The sequence below is a fragment of the Clostridium sp. CAG:221 genome (assembly GCA_000435835.1).
Taxonomy (GTDB): domain Bacteria; phylum Bacillota; class Clostridia; order Clostridiales; family Clostridiaceae; genus Clostridium.
Genome location: FR883405.1, coordinates 47,080 through 68,159 on the forward strand (window position 1 = coordinate 47,080; position 21,080 = coordinate 68,159).

Annotated in this window: 17 protein-coding genes and 1 other annotated feature; of the genes, 12 read left to right on the forward strand and 5 right to left on the reverse strand. The window is 29.2% G+C overall.

Annotated elements, in window-relative coordinates:
• Nucleotides 1–42: 42 nt before the first annotated feature.
• The gene (locus Q5O44_RS09195; RefSeq protein ID WP_022168122.1) at nt 43–945 is read left to right on the forward strand and encodes a DUF4349 domain-containing protein; all 903 of its coding nucleotides are present in this window, start codon (nt 43–45) and stop codon (nt 943–945) included.
• A gap of 55 nt (nt 946–1,000) precedes the next feature.
• Here Q5O44_RS09195 and Q5O44_RS09200 read toward each other — a convergent pair whose 3' ends face one another.
• Nucleotides 1,001–1,240 (reverse strand): hypothetical protein, encoded by a 240-nt coding sequence (locus Q5O44_RS09200; RefSeq protein WP_022168123.1) that lies wholly within the window; start codon nt 1,238–1,240, stop codon nt 1,001–1,003.
• 82 nt (nt 1,241–1,322) lie between these two features.
• A complete protein-coding gene (locus tag Q5O44_RS09205; protein WP_022168124.1) occupies nt 1,323–2,204 on the reverse strand; it encodes an AraC family transcriptional regulator in 882 nt (293 codons plus the stop codon).
• Nucleotides 2,205–2,332: 128 nt separating this feature from the next.
• Between Q5O44_RS09205 and Q5O44_RS09210 the strand changes: the two genes are divergently transcribed.
• On the forward strand, nt 2,333–2,890 hold the full coding sequence (locus tag Q5O44_RS09210) for a maltose acetyltransferase domain-containing protein (RefSeq protein ID WP_022168125.1): 558 nt from the start codon (nt 2,333–2,335) through the stop codon (nt 2,888–2,890).
• A gap of 15 nt (nt 2,891–2,905) precedes the next feature.
• Nucleotides 2,906–5,179 (forward strand): glycoside hydrolase family 31 protein, encoded by a 2,274-nt coding sequence (locus Q5O44_RS09215; RefSeq protein WP_022168126.1) that lies wholly within the window; start codon nt 2,906–2,908, stop codon nt 5,177–5,179.
• A 55-nt stretch (nt 5,180–5,234) separates the two neighbouring features.
• Here the strand turns inward: Q5O44_RS09215 and Q5O44_RS09220 are convergent, their stop codons facing one another.
• Nucleotides 5,235–6,404 carry a M20 family metallopeptidase gene (locus Q5O44_RS09220; RefSeq protein ID WP_022168127.1) on the reverse strand — a complete coding sequence of 390 codons (1,170 nt, stop codon included), beginning with the start codon at nt 6,402–6,404 and terminating at the stop codon, nt 5,235–5,237.
• 336 nt (nt 6,405–6,740) lie between these two features.
• Between Q5O44_RS09220 and Q5O44_RS09225 the strand changes: the two genes are divergently transcribed.
• From Q5O44_RS09225 to Q5O44_RS09260, 8 genes are all read left to right on the forward strand, one after another.
• Nucleotides 6,741–7,463, forward strand: coding sequence for a hypothetical protein (locus Q5O44_RS09225; RefSeq protein ID WP_022168128.1), 723 nt, complete (start codon nt 6,741–6,743; stop codon nt 7,461–7,463).
• Nucleotides 7,464–7,618: 155 nt separating this feature from the next.
• Entirely contained in the window at nt 7,619–10,705 is a 3,087-nt protein-coding gene (locus Q5O44_RS09230) for an SNF2-related protein (protein ID WP_302637734.1), read from the forward strand.
• A gap of 96 nt (nt 10,706–10,801) precedes the next feature.
• Nucleotides 10,802–11,836, forward strand: coding sequence for a M42 family metallopeptidase (locus tag Q5O44_RS09235; RefSeq protein ID WP_022168130.1), 1,035 nt, complete (start codon nt 10,802–10,804; stop codon nt 11,834–11,836).
• Between the two features lie 87 nt (nt 11,837–11,923).
• Nucleotides 11,924–12,700 carry a nitroreductase family protein gene (locus Q5O44_RS09240; protein ID WP_022168131.1) on the forward strand — a complete coding sequence of 259 codons (777 nt, stop codon included), beginning with the start codon at nt 11,924–11,926 and terminating at the stop codon, nt 12,698–12,700.
• A 261-nt stretch (nt 12,701–12,961) separates the two neighbouring features.
• Nucleotides 12,962–13,891, forward strand: coding sequence for an ABC transporter ATP-binding protein (locus Q5O44_RS09245; RefSeq protein ID WP_022168132.1), 930 nt, complete (start codon nt 12,962–12,964; stop codon nt 13,889–13,891).
• Nucleotides 13,884–15,143, forward strand: coding sequence for an ABC transporter permease (locus Q5O44_RS09250; RefSeq protein WP_022168133.1), 1,260 nt, complete (start codon nt 13,884–13,886; stop codon nt 15,141–15,143). Before Q5O44_RS09245 ends, Q5O44_RS09250 begins: the two co-directional genes overlap by 8 nt.
• A gap of 290 nt (nt 15,144–15,433) precedes the next feature.
• The gene (locus Q5O44_RS09255; RefSeq protein WP_022168134.1) at nt 15,434–15,886 is read left to right on the forward strand and encodes an N-acetyltransferase; all 453 of its coding nucleotides are present in this window, start codon (nt 15,434–15,436) and stop codon (nt 15,884–15,886) included.
• A gap of 232 nt (nt 15,887–16,118) precedes the next feature.
• The gene (locus Q5O44_RS09260; RefSeq protein WP_022168135.1) at nt 16,119–16,541 is read left to right on the forward strand and encodes a hypothetical protein; all 423 of its coding nucleotides are present in this window, start codon (nt 16,119–16,121) and stop codon (nt 16,539–16,541) included.
• Nucleotides 16,542–16,869: 328 nt separating this feature from the next.
• Here the strand turns inward: Q5O44_RS09260 and Q5O44_RS09265 are convergent, their stop codons facing one another.
• Nucleotides 16,870–17,598 (reverse strand): phosphatase, encoded by a 729-nt coding sequence (locus tag Q5O44_RS09265; protein WP_022168136.1) that lies wholly within the window; start codon nt 17,596–17,598, stop codon nt 16,870–16,872.
• A 130-nt stretch (nt 17,599–17,728) separates the two neighbouring features.
• Complete coding sequence (locus Q5O44_RS09270) at nt 17,729–18,391, reverse strand: LysM peptidoglycan-binding domain-containing protein (protein ID WP_022168137.1); 663 nt, start codon at nt 18,389–18,391, stop codon at nt 17,729–17,731.
• Between the two features lie 218 nt (nt 18,392–18,609).
• Nucleotides 18,610–18,832 (forward strand) — a binding site (T-box leader).
• 341 nt (nt 18,833–19,173) lie between these two features.
• Between Q5O44_RS09270 and thrS the strand changes: the two genes are divergently transcribed.
• Complete coding sequence (gene thrS, locus Q5O44_RS09275; RefSeq protein WP_022168138.1) at nt 19,174–21,078, forward strand: threonine--tRNA ligase; 1,905 nt, start codon at nt 19,174–19,176, stop codon at nt 21,076–21,078.
• Nucleotides 21,079–21,080 lie beyond the last annotated feature (2 nt).

The window sequence follows — 21,080 nt, forward strand, 5'->3', positions numbered from 1 at the left end:
GCTACTATCTAATTAATATAAAAGAAATAAAAGGAGAATATTATGAGGAAAAGAATTATTGGACTGATTTTAATTTTTTCAATTATCATGGTAGGATGTACTTCTAAAACTAGTGAAAATTTAAGTTCAGCATCACAGGCATTAGAAATGGCTCAAAGTGATTCTAGTGTCAGTACAGAAATGTATGATATGGATAGTGGAGCTACAGAGGAAAGTAGTGTCAATGGAGAGAAGCTTTTAGAACCAGAAAGGAAAATAATAAAGAGTAGTCAGTTATCCTTAGAAACAGCTAAATTTAATGATGTTATTAATTCATTGGAAGATATGGTAAAAAGTTATGGCGGATATATTGCATCATCCAGTATAGATGCTGAGGGAATAAATAATAATTATCAATGTTTAAGATTTGCCAGTTATAAAATAAATGTACCTAGTGATAAGTTAGATGATTTTTTAGATGAAAGTAGTAAACTAGCAACGGTAAGAAATAAGAGCACCTCAGCGGAGGATATTACAGCTCAGTATTATGATAATGAAAGCAGATTAAAATCACTTCAAATACAGGAAGAAAGATATTTAGAGATATTAAAAACTGCCACTGAAGTTAAAGACATAATAGAAATTGAAAATGCCTTAACTGATGTAAGATATGAAATTGAAAATTTAACCACTTGTCTAAATAAAATAAGTAACTTAGTAGATATGGCTACTGTAAATATTAATATACAGGAAGTTTCGCAGGAAACAGTGGCACAATCAGTACCAAAGACATTAGGAGAAAAGATTAGTAGTTCCTTTGTTAATTCTTTAAAGAAAATAAAAGAATTCTCAATAAATACAGTTATTTTTATTATAGCAGCAATCCCTTATTTAATAATAATATCAATTTTTTTAGTATTAAGTTTAGGAATTTATAAAGCAATAAAAAATAAGAAAAGTAAATAAGTAGTACAATTAATATGAATTTAAGCCCAGCATAATTTGCTGGGCTTAAATAATTTTAGTAGTTGATTCCAGCAGCTTTGATGTTATTAACATCTCCTTGGCTACATGGTGTAACTCCATATGTCATATTACAATGAGGACATCTATCAACTAATATTTCCATAGTAAAAGTTTGTCCACAAGAACAATTTATTTCGTAAGCGTTTCTTAATTTAAGATCAGCTTTTCCTTTACTTCTTACTAAATCTACTACAGCTTTTCCGTCATTTCCTAAGTTTGAACATCCGCAACTCATTTTAGTACCTCCAAATTTAAATGTATATTTATTTTGCACATTTAGTATAACCTATGAAGGCATATTAAGGCAATATTAAAATTTATATATTATCTCTAAATTCTCTTGGAGTAAGATGATATTTCCTTTTAAATAGCTTATTAAAATATGATAAATTGTTAAAGCCACATTCTAAAGAAATATCTGTAATTGATGAAGAGGTGGATTTTAATAATTCAGCAGATTTTTCTAGTCTATAGTTATTAATATATTTTAAACAAGAAGTACCAGCATATTTTTTAAAGAATCTCATAAAATGATATTCGCTGAAATTACATAGCTTGGCAATTTCTTCAATGGACATATCTCTATTGAAATTTTCCTGTACATAATTAAGTACTGTTTTCATTTTATTTTGAATATAATCAGTAAGTTCATTGTGAGTATTTTCCTTATGAACATAGTTATATTTATATAAATTTGCAAAAAGGGAGAATAGCATTGATTTTAGCTCTAATTCATAAGCAATATCTTTTTTATCATATGTGAATATTATATTTTTAATAATCGAATAAATTTTTTCATAACCAGAACTTTCAGCATTGATTATTACAGGTAGTTTATAACTTTTATTTAATAATGGAGAGATATAATTTAATGAACATCCATCAGTAAGATGGCTTTTTAGCAAATCAAGACTAAAGATTATAGTTGTCCACTCCATTTGGTAACCACTGATTTTATTTATGGCATGAAGGCTTTCAGGAGAAATAATAATAATATCACCTTCTTTTACTTGGTATGTAGTAAAATCTATTTTATATTCGGCTTTGCCTCTTAAAATTAAGGTCATTTCTATTTCTTTGTGCCAATGAAGAACTACGTGAGGAAAAGAGTCAGTTATTTCCCCTTTATAAGTGCTAAGTAAGATATTAAAATCTCCATGATTTTTATTTTCCTTTAAATTAAGTAAATCTGAATTCATAAATCCTCCTAGAGCAGTTTTGTTATATAAAAATGTAATTTTTAATGAAGTATTAACATAAAAACCGATGTATAATTACAGTAATATATTAATAATAACATAAATTGGTTATTAATGAGGAGCTAATTATGAGAAGTGAGAAAGAAAAAATGATTAATGGCGAAATGTATTTATCAGCAGATGAAACTCTAGTAAATGAAAGAATAAACGCTAGAAGGCTTACTAGAATGTATAATAATACAATTGAGACTGAAATTGAAAGAAGAAGAGAAATATTAGAAGAACTTTTAGGACAAGTAGGAGAAAATATTTTTATTGAACCAACCTTTAAGTGTGATTATGGATATAACATTAAAGTAGGTGATAATTTTTATGCAAATTTTGATTGTGTAATATTAGATGTATGTCCAGTTAATATAGGAAAAAATGTATTTTTAGCACCAGGTGTTCATATTTATACAGCTACTCATCCCTTAGATGCAGAGGAAAGGTGTAGTGGCGCTGAATATGGAAAGCCAGTTACCATTGGTGATAATGTATGGCTAGGTGGAAGAAGTGTAATTACACCGGGTGTAACCATTGGAAATAATGTAGTTGTAGCAGCAGGAGCTGTTGTTGTTAAGGATGTGCCAGATAATGTAGTGGTAGGAGGAAATCCTGCTAAAATAATAAAAGAAAATATATAAGTATATGAGGGTATTATGAGAGAAGAATTTGGAAAGTTATTAAATTATACTGTTGATGAAAATATAGTGAGCATTGCTTATGAAAAAAATGATGCATATGTAAAGGTTATTACTAAGAATATAGTAAATTTCTTCGTACCAAAGGTTTCTAAGGAAAGAAAATCTAAGGCTATAGAATATTTAGATAATAATATATGTAACTTTACAGTGGAGAAAAAGGATAGCAGTATTAATATTATTACAGAAGCTCTTATAATAAAAATTTATGATGAATTTTTGATAGATATATATACCATAGATAATGAACTAATATGTTCAGATCATAGGGGAGATAGAAAGCCATTTTTAAGACGTAGTGGTGATTATACTTTGTTAGAAGATGAGGGACATGAATATGCTAAAGAAATAGAATATAAAGTATTTGTTAAAAAGTCTATGAATAAAGATACTTTATTTTACGGGTTAGGAGAGAGAACAGGTTCCTTAAACAAACGTGGATATCATTATAAGAATTGGAATACAGATAATTCAGCACCACATGCAGAAACATTTGAAGCTTTGTATAAATCAATTCCATTTTTAATAGCATTAGAAAAAGGAAATGCTTATGGAATATTCTTTGATAATCATTTTGAAACTCATTTTGATATGGGAAAGGAAAATAGCAACTATTATTACTTTTCAGCAGTAGATGGTAATATTGATTACTATTTCATTAATGGGCCACAAATTAAGGAAGTAGTGGAAATGTACACATATCTTACAGGAAGAACACCGCTTCCTGCAATTTGGACTTTAGGATATGCTCAAAGCAGATGGACATATGCCAATGAAGAAAGAGTGATGGAAATTGCTGATAGCTTTAGAGAAAAGGGTATTCCTTGTGATACTATATATTTAGATATTGGTTACATGGATAGATATAAAGTTTTTACTTGGAATGAGAAGAGATTTAGTAATCCACAGGAAATAATGGAAAAGTTAAAGGAAAAAGGGTTTAAAGTAGTAACAATTGTAGATCCAGGAGTTAAGAAGGAAAAAGGATATACTATATATGATGAAGGTCTTAAAAATGGATATTTTGCCACTGATAAGGATGGAGTAGTTTATGTAAATAAAGTATGGCCTGGTGATGCAGTTTATCCTGATTTTATGAATAGCGCTGTAAGAAATTGGTGGGGAAATAATCAAAAGATTATGCTAGATTCAGGTATATCAGGTATTTGGAATGATATGAATGAACCTGCAAGCTTTAATGGGCCATTACCAGATGATGTGATGTTTAATGATGATGGAACTCCTATGATGCATAAAGAGGCTCATAATATTTATGGACATATGATGGCTAAGGCCACATATGAAGGTTTAAAGAAAGCTACAGGAAAAAGGCCATTTGTTGTAACTCGTGCATGCTATTCTGGTACACAAAAATATTCAACTGTATGGACAGGGGATAATCAAAGTACTTGGGAACATCTTAGAATGTCACTACCAATGCTTATGAATTTAGGATTAAGTGGATTAGCATATTGCGGTACTGATGTAGGTGGATTTGGTTTTGATTGTACTGGAGAGTTATTAAGCAGATGGGTGCAAGTAGGTGCATTTACACCATTTTTTAGAAATCATACTTCACTGGTAACTAGGGACCAGGAGCCTTGGGCTTTTGATGAGGAGACAGAAGAAATAAATAGGAAATATATCAAATTAAGATATAAGTTTATTCCATATTTATATGATGCTTATAGAAAATGTGAGCTTGATGGTACTCCAATACTTAAGCCATTATTATATAATTATCAAGATGATAAAAACACTTATGAAATAAATGATGAGTTTTTATTTGGGGATAATATTTTAGTAGCACCTGTAGTAGAAGCTGGCGCTAGAAAGAGGCTAGTATATTTGCCTGAAGGAGATAGTTGGATAGATTATTGGACTAAGGAGGAATTTACTGGTGGTCAGTATATCATAAAAGATGCCCCATTAGATACATGTCCTATTTATATAAAAGCTGGTTCTATAATTCCTATCATGGAAGAAATGAATTATATAGGGGAAAAAGAAAATAAGGTACTTCATTTAGAAATTTATAGTTCTAAAAATGGAGAAGGACATATGAAATATACTCATTACTGTGATGATGGTGAAAGCTTTAATTATAGAGATGGAGAATATAATGAATATAGGATAGAAGCGTCTATGGAAGAGGAAGTGAAGGTAAAAATTAACCTTATCCATGATGGATATAATAAAAAATATGAAAGCTATGACTATAAAGTATTTTAACAAATTTGAAAATGGAGCCTCTCACTTCCAGGCTCCATTTTTATATAAAAAATTATTATGTTTTTGATAAAGCTTCTAAAGCATAGGCTAAGTATAATTGAGTACCAATGATTACGGATTTTTCATCTATATTAAATTTTTCATTATGATTAGGATAATCACAACCAATTTCATCATTACCACTACCTACAAAAGCAAAAGCACCAGGTATCTTTTTTTGATATACAGCAAAATCTTCTCCCAGCATTATAGGAGGCGTTTCAATGAAAGTTTTTTCATTGAAGATTTTTTTTGCACCGTTAATGGCAGTATTTACAACATTTATATCGTTAATTACTGCAGGATGAGCTGAAGACTCATATTCAATATTTACTGTTGCTCCGTAACTTAGAGCAGTAGCATAGCTAATACGCTCAATGGATGCTTTAATATGTTTGGCAGTAGAAACTGAAAAAGTACGGACAGTACCTTCAATAAAAGCTTTGCTGGAAATTATATTATGAGTTGATCCAGATTCAATATGGCCTACTGTTACCACAGCACTATCAAGAGGATTTATCTCACGGCTGACAATTGATTGAAGATTCATCAGTATGGCAGCACATACTAAAGAAGCATCAATACATTGGTGAGGAGTGCCAGCATGACCAGCTTTACCGTTTATATGAATTATGAATTTATCTGAGGCAGCCATTCTAGGGCCAGCTTCAATGGAAATTTTTCCACAGTCTATATCTGTAAATACATGAAGACCAAATATTTCATCAACATTATCTAAATAACCATGTTCGCATATTAGCTTTGCACCTTTGGCATTTTCTTCAGATGGTTGGAATATAAGAAGCACTTTACCAGGAAGTATATCTTCATATTTTTTTAATATAATAGCAGCACCTATAAGGGAAGCCATATGTGCATCATGACCACAGGCATGCATAACACCTTCATGAATTGAAGCATAAGGCACACCAGTATTTTCTGTTATTTTTAAGCCATCCATATCACAACGTAAAGCCACTGTTCTTCCTTTATCATTACCTATGGAAGCAATTATTTCTGTGGTTACTTCATTTAAATATGGAACGTTTATCTTATTAAGTTCTTCTTTGATTTTTTTATTTGTTTCATATTCTTGCATACTTAATTCTGCATGCATATGAAAATACTTTCTTAAATTTTTAATATAGTTAGCTATAAGTTTTGTTTCAACTACAATATCTATCATTCAAATACCTCAAAAAAGAATATACCTAATATATATATGCAATACCTATAAAAAAATTATTATAAGAAGTAAGATAAAGGTATATTGACAAAATTAAAGTCTATGGAAAAAAGATTCATAGTAATCTTATTTTTATAGAAATTTTGCTATAGTCAACCAATTATTTACCAATATAGGAAAAAGTAGTTAATTTATAGTATAATTAAATTTATAATATAAAGTAAAGGAATTAATAATGAGAAATCTATTGAAAGATAAGAAGATAATAATTTTATTAATTAGAGGTTCCATGTTTAATAAATATTATATATGAAAAAATTAAGGGGAGAAAAGAATATGAGAAAGATTGAAAGTAAGAATTATATTTTTAATTATAATGAAGGATCAGTTGCAGAAAAACAATTAGAAAAGATAATTAATATTCAGGAAACATGCTTTGAGTTTATATGTAATACACTTGAAGTGAACATGCCATGTAAGATTAACTATTATCTTTGTGATAGTCCAGAGCAGGTTGGTGAAATTTTTGGTGATAATGAGCCATGTAATGCATTTGCTTGTGAACCTAATAATATATATGCAGTTTATAATGAGGAGATAAAATGTATAGGCTTCCATGAAGATGCCCATGTAATTTCATATAATACCTTAAGTATTCCTCCACAAACTTTTATCAGAGAAGGTTTAGCAATGTTTTTTGATAAGGGATATTTAGGAATACCTAATTACAATTGGGTAAACTATTTTATTGATAATAATCTCTATGTAAATATAACAAAACTGGTAGACAATGAAGAATTTAAAAAAGTGAATTTTGTAATTACTTATACCATTGCAGGAGCTTTTACTGAATATCTTCTTTTAAGCTTTGGCATAGATACTTATAAAGAATTTTATAGCAATTTAAATGATGATATAGAGGGAAGTTTTCAAAAGGCTTTCAAAAATTCATTGGAGGATATGGAAAATAATTTCTTAAATTATTTAAAGGCATTAAAAAATAATGAAGATATTAATGAATTGTTAAAGAAGTATTGCAAAAGATGTAAAATTGTTTAATGGTATTATTTAAGGATTATATTATATGAAATAGCAGCAAAAATTTTTGCTGCTATTTCTGTTTAATTATTTTGAAAGGGTGGAATATAGCTGGTAGAACATATTTGTTATGATATAATTGTGTATAAACACATATAAGAATCGGGGTGAAATATATGGATTTAAATGAAATGCTTGATCTTATATTGCTATCAGGATCCAAGATAAGCAGAATTGAAGGGAAAAGACTTTATCAAAATAAGCTGGTAAGTGATATTAAAGGTAAGAAGATAGAAAGTATATACCACATATATGGAAAAGTAAAAGATGAAAAGATTGATAAATATTATAATGTTCACATAAAAGTAGACCTAAGGAATAAAAAAATGGCAGGTGGAAATTGTAGTTGTGAGGATTACATAGAGAATAAGAATTTACATAGAGATTTTAAATGTAAGCATATGATGGCTGTAGCATATAAGTTTTATATGTTAGCTAAAAAGGATAAGAAGAAAAAAGGCACAAAAGAGCCTATAAAGATTGAAAAAATCCAGGTTAGAATAGAGCCAAGGCTTAAAGCCATTAAGGAAAATGGTATTGAAAAATATATTGCTGAGTTTTGGATTGGTGATAATTCATTAGCACTTATGAAATCTATTAATGAATTTATTTATTGCATGGAAAATAAGAGATTTTTAAGCCTTAATGATAATTTTGTATATAATCCTCATAAACATATACTTAATGAAGAGGCAGAAAGAATTATTAGTTATATTAATAAAAAGATAAGTAGCAAAGATTCCAAAGAAAAAAGAATAATAGGAAGATACTTTGAAATTAAAGCAGAGGATTTGAAAGAATTCTTAATGCTTTTAGAGAATAATAAAAGTATATTCTTTAATTATGACTATGTTAATTACAAGGCAGAAGTTATTAAAGAAATGTTACCAATACATTTTAATATAAAGCTTAAAGAGGAAAAGATATCAGTAACAACCACCAATAAGATGCCTATTCCTTTAAATAATTCTTTAGAAGTATTTTTATATGATAGGAAAATATATTTGCCTAATGAAGAACAAATTAAATTCTTAAAAGTAATATATAAGCCACTAATGGATAAGGGACAGGTTATTCTTGCAAATAATGAGGAAAATCTAGTGAAAATATTAAGAATTCTTTCTAACATAACTGAGGATATATCATTAGGAGAAGGAGTTAAAAGATTAGTTACAAGTTTAATAAAACCAGAATTTTATTTCACCAAGGTCAATGATGATATTTACTGCAAAGTAGATATAAATTATTCCATAGGAAAAATAACTTTGCTAAAGGATATAAATAAGTTAAGTTTTATTCGTGACAATATATATGAAGAAAAAATAGTTATGGAAATGGAAAAACTTAAATTTATTAGAGATGATAGTAAATTTAAATTTATTGGTGAAGATGAAGATATATATAATTTGCTTTCAGTTAGATTTAAAGAACTTTTAAAAGAAGGTAAGGTATATCTAACAAAGGACTTTAAAGATATAAGGCTTATTAAAGGAAAAGATTTAGACTATTCATTTATAGAAGAGGATGAAGGGTATTATTTTAAGGTAAAGGGTTTTACTATTAAAGAGCTAAATTCAGCTTTACATGATATGAAAAATAAAAAAGGATTTTATAAGACAAAAAATAATAACTATCTTGATTTAAAGGATAAAACAGTAATTAGAATATTAAATATTCTAGATAGCTTGGATATATCTGATGATAATATAACGATAGATAAAAATAAGATGCTTTATATAAATGAAAGTTTAAAAAATCAAGGAACAGCTTTTGATAAAGGTGAAGAAACCATAAAGGAACTTGATAAAGGCTTAAGTAATAGGCAACAGAGGGAAGTACCTGATGATTTAAATGCCAAACTTAGAAACTATCAAGTAGAAGGATTTAATTGGCTTAATGAAATTGCCAACTTGAAGGTTGGAGGAATTTTAGCTGATGAAATGGGACTAGGAAAGACAATTCAAATAATAGCTTTTCTATTAAGTCAAAAAGGTAAAAAATCAATTGTTATTAAACCTACATCTCTTATATATAATTGGCGAGATGAGTTTAATAAATTTGCACCAAGTCTTAATGTGGGAATAATTCATGCAGATAAAAAAAGCAGGTCTGTAATGATGGAAAAAGAGTTTGATGTAATTGTAACTACCTATGGTCTTATAAAAAATGACTATGAATATTATAAAGAAAAGGAATTTGATTTCTGTATTATAGATGAGGCTCAAAATATTAAAAATTCAAAGGCACAAAATACCAAGTATGTTAAAGCAATAAAAGCTAGTTGCCGTATAGCATTAAGTGGAACCCCTATGGAAAATAACTTAATGGAATTATGGTCAATTTTTGATTATATTATGCCAGGATATTTGTTAAGTGAGGCAAAATTTAAAGAAAAATATCTTAAAGAAGATATGTATGATGAGCTTAAAGAGCTTATTAAGCCATTTATATTAAGAAGGCTTAAAAAGGATGTAATTGATGAATTGCCAAATAAGATTGAAAAGAAATTCATGGTGGAGATGGAGGAAAATCAAAAGGCCGTTTATCAGTCTTATATAAAAGAAGTGAGGCAAAAGCTATATAGCGGAGAAGACAATAAGATTACAGTATTTTCTTATCTAACTAAGCTAAGGCAATTATGCTTAGATCCATCACTTATTTTAGATGATTATGTAGGGAGAAGTGCTAAAATAGAAGCAGCTCTAAATATTGTAAATATGGCAATTGCAGAAAATAGAAAGGTACTTATTTTTTCACAATTTACATCTGTGCTACAAAAATTAGGAGATGAATTATCAGAAAAAAATATAGGATATTTATATTTAGATGGTAGTACAAAAGCCAATAAAAGAGTGGAGATGGTGAAGGAATTTAATGAAAGTGAAGAATTAAAGATATTCTTAATTTCTTTAAAAGCAGGAGGTACTGGCCTTAACCTTACATCTTCAGATTTAGTGCTACATTTTGATCCATGGTGGAATCCAGCCATTGAAGATCAAGCTACCGATAGAGCTCATAGAATTGGCCAGCAAAATATTGTTGAAGTAATCAAGCTTATAGCTAAAGATTCTGTGGAAGAAAATATCATAAGATTGCAAGAGGATAAGAGAGAACTAATTAATAAAGTCATAAGTGGTGAGGAAATAGGAAGTAATGTCATAGGAAAGCTTTCCAGAGATGAAATAATAGATTTATTTAGTTAATTCTAAATAATATATAGATGTAATTTATATTTATTGACCAAAGAAAGAAAATAGTTTTAAATAGATTATGTAAAGAAGAGTTGGGAGGAAATGGTTATGAAATATAATGTGAATAGAGAGTTTCTATTAAATACGTCAAAGGAAATATTAAGTTTTAATAGTCCAACAGGATTTTGTTTTGAAATAATAGATAAAATTGAAGAAATGTTAAAGCCTTATGGATATAATTTTCAAAGAACTAATAAAGGTTGTGCAGTTATAACAATACCAGGAGAAAGTAATGAGAGAGTTGTAGGGCTTTCTGCTCATGTGGATACTTTAGGAGCTATGGTTCGTTCAATAACAGGTAGAGGAACATTAAGATTCACTCTTTTAGGTGGACCTATAGTACCTACTTTAGATGGAGAATATTGTACTATAAGAACAAGAGAAGGTAAGCTTTATACTGGTACTTTCTTAAGTACAAGTCCTGCTGCCCATGTTTTTAAAGATGCCAGCACTAAAAAAAGAGATGATGAAAACATGGAAGTTAGAATTGATCAAGTGGTAAAGTCAAAAGAAGATGTAGAAAAGCTAGGTATAGCACCAGGCGATTTTATTTTTATAGATCCAAAGACTACCATAACAGAATCAGGCTTTATTAAATCAAGGTTCATTGATGATAAGGGAAGCGTATCAGCACTTATAGCTATGATTGAAATGTTTAAAAGAGAAAATATAACTCCAAAGTATACTACCAAGATACTTATTTCTACTTATGAAGAAGTAGGACATGGAGCAGCATATATACCAGAAGATATAACAGAAATGATTTCAGTGGACATGGGATGTATAGGAGAAGATTTAAGCTGTAGCGAATATGATGTTTCAATTTGTGCTAAAGATTCAAGTGGCCCATATGACTATAATATGGTAACGGAGCTAGTAAACTTAGCTAAGAAAAATGAATTAAGCTATGCAGTGGATATATATCCAATGTATGGTTCTGATGTTAGTGCTGCTTTAAGAGGTGGAAATGATATTAGAGGGGCATTGATAGGGCCAGGAGTACATGCTTCCCATGGTATGGAAAGGACCCATGTTTCAGCCCTTGAGAATACAATTAAGTTATTAACAGCATATTTAGTTTAACAACAGAAAATTTAAAGTCATAGTATTAACTATGCCTTTTAGTTTAAGTAATAGATAAGTGGTTAAAAGAGGAAATGAGGGGTATTTATGAATGAAACAATTTGTACCATAATGAAAAGAGGCTCTTTAAGGAGATATAAGGAAGAAAATATATCAGATGAGCATTTAGATATTATCTTAAATGCTGCCATGAGGGCACCGACAGCTGGTAATATGATGACATATTCAATAATTACTGTAAGAAGAGAGGAAACAAAGAAAAAATTAGCTATAAGCTGTGATAATCAGCCTTTTATAGCAAAGGCACCTTTAATATTGATTTTCTTAGCTGATTATAGCAAATGGTATAAATATTATGAAGTAAATGGTGTAAGAGAATTTCAAAAGGATAGAGGAGAAACCTTTGCTGGGCCTTCTGCTGGAAGCTTTGTTCTGGCAGTACAAGATGCAGTAATAGCAGCAGAAAATGCAGTAATAGCAGCAGAAAGTCTTGGGATTGGTTCTTGCTATATTGGAGACATAATGGAACAAAAGGAATATCATAAGACATTGTTTAATTTGCCAGAATATGTGTTTCCAGTGGCAATGCTTACTTTAGGATATTATCCAGAAGATTACATGGTGCCATTAAAAGAGAGGTTTGCGGAAAAATATGTAGTCTTTGAAGAAAGATATAATGAGCTTTCCAAGGAAGATATTGATGATATGTTTAGAAAAAGGGAGCAATTATTTACTGCAAAGAATAAATATAATGCTAAAAACTATGCGCAAATGCATTATAATTTTAAGGTAAAAGCACCATTTTCTAAAGAAATGCAAAGGTCTGTAGAAGAAGCATTAAAGGAATGGGATAAAAAGGAATAAGGAAAAAATTTTAATACCATAAGATAAAATTAAGCAGCGGAAGTAATCTCAAACCGCTGCTTTTATAGTGTTTTAGGGAATTAATCATAGGAAAAATTGACAATGAGGGCAAATATGATAATGATGGATGTAAAAAGTATATGGAAATTCAATACATGTATTGAAAAATGTGTATAGAATTTTATTAGGAAAAAGTTGACAAAGTGTTATTCATAATGTAATATGAGTTATACAATACTACATAAAAGGGAGGAGAAAACTTTGAGTGCGTTAAAATTAGAGGTAAAAGGTTTAAAGAAGGTTTTTGGCGAAACTGAAGTTCTACATGGAATATCTTTTACAGTAGAAAGTGGAAAAGCCTTAGGGTTATTAGGAAGAAATGGTGCAGGTAAAACAACAACAATTCGTATATTGATGGATGTTTTCAGAGCAAATAGTGGGGAAATATTAATAAATGGGAAAAAATTCAAACCATTGGATTATAAGATAGGATATCTGCCAGAAGAAAGAGGTTTATATCCTAAAAGAAAGGTTGCAGAACAAATAATTTATCTTGCTACTTTAAGAGGATTATCTAAAAAGGAAGCAAAAGAAAATACTTATAAGTGGCTTAAAAAATTAGGTGTAGAAGAGTATGCAGATAGAAAATTAGATACATTATCAAAAGGTAATCAACAAAAAGTGCAATTGGCTCAGACACTGGTAGCTAATCCAGAAATAGTAATACTTGATGAACCTTTCAGTGGACTAGATCCTGTTAATTCACAAATATTGAAAGATTGTATCAATGAACTTATTGCAGATAATAAGTTAGTAATTTTCTCAAGCCATCAAATGAGCTATGTAGAAGAGTTTTGTGAAGACATTGCCATAGTTAATAAGGGAGAAATTATTCTAAGTGGTAACCTAAAGGACATAAAAAAGAAATTTGGTGAAAATAGGCTTGTATTAAGTGCTTGCAACTATTCATTAGAGAAATTAAAGGAAGTTTGTGAAAATAACTTTTCAGAGCTTGTTGACGTAAATGAAGTTAAAAAGGAATTCATTGTATTGGAATTGAAGAAAGATATAAGTAAGAAACAGCTACTTTTAGCACTTATAAATAGTGGAGTAGATATAGAAAAGTTTGGTGAATATGAGCCTACCCTTACTGATATATTTGTTTTGAAAGCAGGTGATAATAATGAATAATTTTTTTAAGGTAGTAGGATTTGAATTAAACAATTATTTTAAAAGTAAGGCATATATACTGACAACAGTTTTAATTACAGCTTTTTTGATAGTAGGAATATGTCTACCATCAATGGTAGATTTATCAGGTATTATTCCACAGCTAGCTACAGAAGAAAAAGCTGAAGAAGATGAAAAAGCAAAGTCAGAGGAAGATAAAAGTAAATATGCCATTTATGATGAAAATAATATAATAGATATGGAGTATTTAAAGAGTTTTTATCCAAATTCAGAATGGCAAACAGCAAGTAGTAATGATGAATTGGAAAAATTAGTGAAAGATGGACAAGTTGAAGGTGGATTTGAAGTTGAAAGCCTTACAAAGTATACATACTTTGTAAAAAATAAAGGATTACATGATTCAGAACAAGCTGTTTTTGATCAAGCTTTAGGGTATATGTATAAGCAACAAGCTATAAGTGAAAAAGGTCTTGATTTTAATGAAATAGATGCAATATATAATATGCCAATAGAATCAAATGTTAATGTTCTTGGAAAAGATAGTTCAGAAAACTATTTTTACGCTTATATATTAGTGTTTATTTTATACTTTATGATAATCATGTATGGACAGCTTATAGCAACATCAGTTGCTTCAGAAAAAAGCAGTCGTGCTATGGAAGTACTAGTAACAAGTACATCAACAAATAGTTTAATTTTTGGCAAGGTAATTGCAGGTACTATAGCAAGTGTTATTCAAGTAGGGGTAATGCTTGGTGGTGGAGTTATTACTTATAAAATTACTGGAGCAGCTTGGAATGGAATGTTGGATAATTTCTTAGCTATACCAGCTAATATATTATTAACTTTTTCAGTATTTGGATTTGTAGGATATATATTCTATTCGTTTATCTATGCAGCATTAGGTGCTCTTGTATCAAAAACAGAGGATATAGGTAAGAGTATTGGAAGTATCAACTTTATATTTATGATTGGATTCTTTATTGCTATCTTTGGTTTAATGAATCCAGATAATACAATTGTTAAGGTTGCATCTTATGTTCCATTTACTTCATGTATGACTATAGTTACTCGTGTAGCTTTAGGATCTATTTCAATAGTAGAAATGGTAATTTCAGCAATAATTTTAATAGTATCAACTTTATTAATTGGAGTATTTGCATCTAAAATTTATAGAATGGGTACTTTAAGATATGGTAATCCAATTAAATTAACTCATGCAATAAAGTCTTTAAGAAAAAAAGAAGATTAATTTAAAAGAGTATTACTACAGTTAGTTGTAATACTCTTTCTTTATATAACTCTATGTTTAAGATATATGTTGATATTTGATTAAAATCTTGAAAAAGAGTTAATGGTAAATAATGTTTAATATTTACTGTTATTTGTATATAATTAAATAAGAAAGTAATTCGTAGTCGTTATATAAGACGAAGTGGTTTAATTTTAAAATTACTCGATAAATAGGAATTTATAGAGACATTATTTTAACAATAATTGGCTAAAAAATAAGTAGTATGCAATACATTAAGGAGAGAGTTTATGAGTAAAGAATTAAAATTAAGGAAGATTGATGAAAGTAATTTTATTGAATGTTTTAATTTAAGTCTTGGTGAAGGACAAGATAGATTTGTATCACATCCTATCCGTAGTTTAGCACAAGCATATGTATATTATAATCAATGTACACCATTTGGAATTTATAGCAATGATACTATTGTAGGCTATGTTATGGTTATTTATGATTACGACGAAGAAACATATAATATTTGGCATATGATGATTGATGAAAAATATCAAGGAAAAGGATATGGAAGTATAGCAATAAAGTTATGCATAGATTATATAAAATCAAAACCATTTGGGTCATCAAATGATGTTATATTAACATGCAATATAGATAATTCAATTGCAATTCATATTTATGAAAAGATAGGTTTCAAAGATACAGGTGAACGTGATGATAATGAGTTGGTAATGAAGTTAGTAGTTTAATTTATATATCAGTATTTATTAAAATAAACTGATGTGTGAGAGGTTATAACTGCTCTAAAATTCCAATTTGTTGAGGAGTTATACGGAACAATTTTAATAAATAACGAACTAAAAGGACCAACAATTTAGTCGGTCCTTTTTAAATATCTAATTTTCAACATTATTCTTAAACATAGCGTTATATAATTAAAAGAAATAAAGTATAGAAAGTTATAATGAGAGGAATTTTTAAATGAGCATTATTAAAAAAATAAAAAATGTATTATATGTGGCTGTGCCAATTGGATTATTTGCTTTTGGACAATATTTAAATGGTCAAGCTAATCATTGTAAGATTATTTCATCTGTGGAAGTAGAGGCAGTTGTGACAGATAGTTATGCCAAAAAAGAATATGAAGAATATCATAAGAAAGGTAAGACATTAAAGCGAGAACTAACTAGATATTATATAGATGTAAATTATGAGAATTATCAAAGTACCTTTAGTACTCTTAGCGAGGTAAAAAGCAGCAAAGAATCTAGAAATGCAGAAAAAGGTAGTAAAGTAAAGGCTTATTTAATGACGGTTGAATATAAGGGAAAGGAATATATATATTTAGATGACGATACTAGTGTTTCTAATAGCGATATTATGTATATAAAAAGTTTAGAGTAGTATTGAAATTAGTGAGAATAATAGTAAGACATATATAATTAAATTTAACCTAATAATGAATATAGGATAGATGAAAATCTTCAAAACATATTTACAAAATGTAAAAAATGTATTATTATGGAATAGTGATGAGCAGTAAGGTTTGCTTGTTAAAAATAGAGGGGCATCGTTCAACGGTAGGACAACGGATTCTGACTCCGTCAATGTTGGTTCGATTCCGACTGCCCCCGCCAAGAACTTATATTAAAAAAGATGGTAAAGCTTTTTATTAAAGTTTTTCCATCTTTTTTTATTTATATAATTAAGTAAAGAGGATATTGTCAAATTATTATAAATCTGACAATCTACCTTTAGACTTAAGGTGTGCTATTAATTTTTCAGGATCATTCATCACCAGTTCTTTTGGCATTTGTATTTCTTCTAAAAGCTCAATTCCTTTATTAAATACACCTATGCATGTGTTTATATGAGAATCAGAAGTTAAAATAACCTTTGTTCCTATTTCTCTGCAAAGAAGGGCAACTTTCTTACAGTTTACATCACTACCAACTCTTGATGAACCAAGTAATGAACTATTATTTATCTCAATCATAATATTCTTTTCTTTAGCTTTTTTTACTATGGCTTCGTAATCTAGCTCATAATTAGGATTTCCTAGATGTCCTAGAATTTCTACTTTATCATATTTATCCATAACATTTAATATGGCTGCTGTATTTTCTTCCTTTGATTTAGGTTTGAACACAGGTTCATGGAATGAAGCAATCATATAATCAAGATTTCTTGATGATTCATCTGTCATATCTAATGAACCGTCAATGTCTAGTATATTGGCTTCACAACCTCTTAAGATGGTAACTCCATTTATAACTCTAGGTACAACCTTCATATTACCAAAGTACCAATAATGTGGAGCACCAGGCATAGTAGGTGCGTGTTCTGAAGTACCTAAAATTTTTATTCCTTTTTCTGCACAATAATTTATATTTTCTAATAGCGTTGAGTATGCATGCCCACTAACTATACTATGGGTATGTAAGTCTGATAAATATTTCATATAATTCTCCTTAAAATACTAAATTTATTAATATCCTTATATAACTTAGTATATTTCGAAAAGAAAGTTTAATCAACTATATGAAAGGATAACTTAAAGTATTTAAAGAAAATTTAATGAAAAATATTAATTATACGCGTAAAGCAGGTAGAAATATAGTTTCTCCTAAAGGAAGCATATCATTTGGAAGCTCATTTAAATCGATGATAAAATTCATAAAATTATCTATATCATAATTTTTATAATAAGTATCTCTTATTTTATACCAAGAATCACCGTCTTTAATTTTGTATAAAGTACCACTTACAAAAGTACTTTCAGGTATCTTTAAGGTATCTCCAATGGTTAGTTCTTCAGGATTGGTAATATTATTAATAAGAGTAACCAAATTAATGCTGGAGTTTAAATTGCAATATTTTTTATATTTACTGCAAATAGAAGTTAATGTATCACCTTCTTTAATTGTATAGTTTACACAACTAAGTGATGAGGCAAAATCATTTAATGAAAGATAAGTCATATTATATGTTACTGTTGATGCTGAAGAACCAGTGGTGTCTGTTGTAGAACTAGTGGTGTTTGAATTAGTCTTTCTACTGCTGCTATCATTTGTAGAATTGTTAGAATTTGAATTGTTATTGGAATCATTAGTATCAGTTTCTTTATTTTCAATATTGATAGTAGATGAAGTATTTTTTGTAAGAGGTTTATCAGTATAGATAAAATAAAGAAATGCAGGTATGCTTATTACTAAAATTAAAACAATTCCAATTAGTATTTTAGTATGTTTCATTTTTTCTACCTCCTTCAATAAATTTATCTACAAGTATAGCCCAAATTTTTTTAAAATATTCATGGAAAATATTTATTTTAATTAATATGAATTGTATAGTGGAGAATTGGTTAAACATTAAAATAGAAGGAAATATTTGCAAAAAATATATAAAAGTGATAATATTATATTATAAAAAATTAATTTATGAGAATAATATATAAAAGAGTTATATAATAAATAGTGCGATGAAAAGGAAGAGTATTATAAAAATACAGTTTACAGAGAGGAAATGAATCAGCTGAGATCATTTCTAAATATGATTTATAAGAAGACTACCCTTGAGCTATGGTTTAGTATCGTAAGAGAAATGCCATCGGTAATGCCGTTATTAAGAAATAAGATAAATTAAATTTTAATTTAATTTGGGTGGAACCACGGATATAAGCATTCGTCCCATTTGTTTGGGATGGATGTTTTTTTTAACGCTTAGGAAATTATAAAATTTTTAGTATAGGGAATACAAATAAATTAGCCATTTCTTATATACAGTGTTACTAATGCGTTAAAAAGAAAATTATAGTGCCCCAAAAGAACCTTAAAAGAAAAATAAATTAATTAAATTTTTGTAAGGACCTATTTTTCTTTTAGAACCTTTTGGTTGGCTAACAAGAGAAGGGGAAAAAAGTTATGACGGAAATTCATATTAATATAAAAGACAATATATTAAAAGAGAAATTTGTAAAAAGAAAGGAAGTGAAAAATAATAGTTATCATTATTTACGGTAGCTATTATATAGATTATGATAAAAGTAAAATTAATGGATGGAAGTATGAAAGAAATAGAGGATGGTAGCAATGGTTATTCTCTAGCCACATCAATAAGTAGAAAATTAGCTAAGGAAGCTGTAGCAGCAAAGGTTAATGGCAAGTTAGTAGATTTAAGTCATGAGCTTAAGGAAAGTGATCAGGTGGAAATAATTACTGTAGACAGTGAAGAGGGGATAGAAATAATTAGACACTCTACTGCCCATGTAATGGCTCAAGCAGTAAAAAGGATTTATGGGAATGTGAAACTTGCCATAGGACCTACTGTTAAGAATGGATTTTATTATGATTTTGATTTAGATACACCACTTACACATGGCGATATTGAAAAAATAGAAGAGGAAATGAATAAAATTATAAATGAGGATTTAAAGTTTAAGAGAAAAGATGTATCAAGGGAAGAAGCCTTAAAGCTTATGAGTGAAAAAGGTGAGGATTATAAGGTTCAGCTAATTAATGATCTTGATGAAAGTGAAAATATTTCCTTATATGAGCAAGGAGATTTTACAGATCTTTGTAGAGGACCACATATTCCATCTACCAAATTTATTAAAGCTTTTAAGCTTACTTCTGTTGCAGGAGCATATTGGAGAGGCAGTGAAAAGAACAAGATGCTTCAAAGAATTTATGGGGTGGCCTTTGCCACTAAAAAGGAATTAGATAAGTATTTAAATATGATAGAAGAGGCTAAAAAAAGAGACCATAGAAAGCTTGGCAGGGAACTTAGACTTTTTGAAATCATGGATGAAGGACCAGGATTCCCATTTTTCCTTCCTAAGGGAGTAGTTCTTAAAAATATTCTTATAGATTACTGGAGAAAGCTTCATAATAAAGCAGGATATGTGGAAATAGAAACTCCTATAATGCTTAATAAAGAACTTTGGATTAGATCAGGACATTGGGATCATTATAAGGAAAATATGTATACATCAATGATTGATGATAAAGAGTTTGCTTTAAAACCAATGAATTGCCCAGGAGGAATGCTTGTTTATAAGAGCGAAGGACATTCATACAGAGATTTACCACTTAGGGTAGGAGAACTTGGAAGAGTTCATAGACATGAGCTTTCAGGAGCATTGCACGGGCTTATGAGAGTAAGAGCTTTTACTCAAGATGATGCACATATTTTTATGTTACCTGAACAAATAAAATCTGAAATTCTTGGAGTAATAAAGCTTATTGATGAAGTCTATGGCACATTAGGATTTAAATATAATATAGAGCTTTCAACAAGACCAGAAGATTCTATGGGAAGTGATGAAGAATGGACTATGGCAGAAAGTTCATTAAAAGAAGCTTTAGATGAAGGTGGACTAAATTATAAGATTAATGAAGGAGACGGAGCCTTTTATGGACCTAAGATAGACTTTCATATTGAAGATAGCTTAGGCAGAAGCTGGCAATGTGGAACTATTCAGCTTGATTTCCAATTACCACAAAGATTTGAACTTGAATATATAGGCAGTGATGGAGAAAAGCATAGACCAATAGTTATCCATAGAGTAATCTTTGGAAGTATTGAAAGATTTATTGGTATATTAATTGAACACTTTGCTGGAAAATTCCCAGTATGGCTTGCACCAGTACAAGTAAAGGTTCTGCCAATTTCTGATAACTTTGTAGAATATGGCAGTGAAGTTATTGGTAAATTAAGAGAAGCTGGCATAAGATGTGAAATAGATAATAGAAGTGAAAAAATAGGCTATAAGATTAGAGAAGCAAGAAATGAAAGAGTTCCATACATGATTATAGTAGGGGAACAAGAAAAAACTCATGGCAATATTTCCTTAAGAAGCAGAGAAGGCGGAGATGAAGGAAGCACATCATTGGAAGAATTCATTGCAAGGGTGCAAAAAGAAGAAAAGGAAAAGAAATAATA